This window comes from Methylobacterium aquaticum (assembly GCF_001043915.1).
GTDB lineage: Bacteria > Pseudomonadota > Alphaproteobacteria > Rhizobiales > Beijerinckiaceae > Methylobacterium > Methylobacterium aquaticum.
In genome coordinates, this window is record NZ_LABX01000250.1 from 1 (window position 1) to 786 (window position 786).

At 77.0% G+C, this 786-nt stretch carries 1 protein-coding gene; it reads right to left on the minus strand.

Going from position 1 to position 786, the window contains the following annotated elements; all coding sequences use genetic code 11:
• Window positions 1–786, minus strand: a 786-nt coding sequence (locus VP06_RS27540) for a hypothetical protein (protein ID WP_048467001.1), incomplete at both ends; no start/stop codon positions are given.

Here is a 786-nt window from a genome sequence, read left to right on the forward strand (position 1 = left end):
CGCGTCGACCGAGCCGAGGATGACGTTCGACGCACCCGCGCCGCCACCCGACACCCCGACGCCGGCGGCGCCGCCACCCGCCACCGTCAGGGCGGCCGCGGCGGCGGCCGCATCGATGCTGCCGGCCCGGCTCGCCGTGACGCTCACGTCGCCGGACCGGGCGGTGACGCCGGTATCGGCGTTGCGGATCGCCGCCTCGACCGTGCCCGACACGGTGTTGAGGGCGAGCGTGAAGCCGACCGCCACCGCCACGCCCGCGGCCCCGCCGCCGGCGCCGCCGAGGGAGGCCGATCCGGCGAGCGCGCGGATGCTCAACCGGTCCGAGGCGTCGAGCGCCACGCCGCCGGCTGCGATCCCGGTCGCCCCGTCCCCGTCGATGATGGCGCGGGTGACGGAGTTGATCGTGTTGGTGACGCCGACGCCGGCCGCCGCCGCCCCGACGCCGGCCGCGCCAGCGCCGCCGATCGACGCCGAGGCCGCAACGACCTGGGCCTTGATCGCCTGCTGCGACAGGGCGCTGACGCTGAGCGCACCGGTCGTGTCGAGCGACGAGCCGGACAGGGTCGCCTGGACCTCGCTGCCGATCTGGTTGGTCGCCGCCGCGACGCCGATCGCCACGCCGACACCGGCGGCACCGGCCCCGCCGATCGAGGCGGCCACCGCGTCGATGCTCGCCCCGATCGCCGTATCGGCATTCGCCGCGAGGCTCACCGGGCCTGTCGCCGTCAGGCCGCTATCGGTCACGGTGGCGTCGGTCTTCGCGTCGATGGCGTTGCGCGCCCCGGC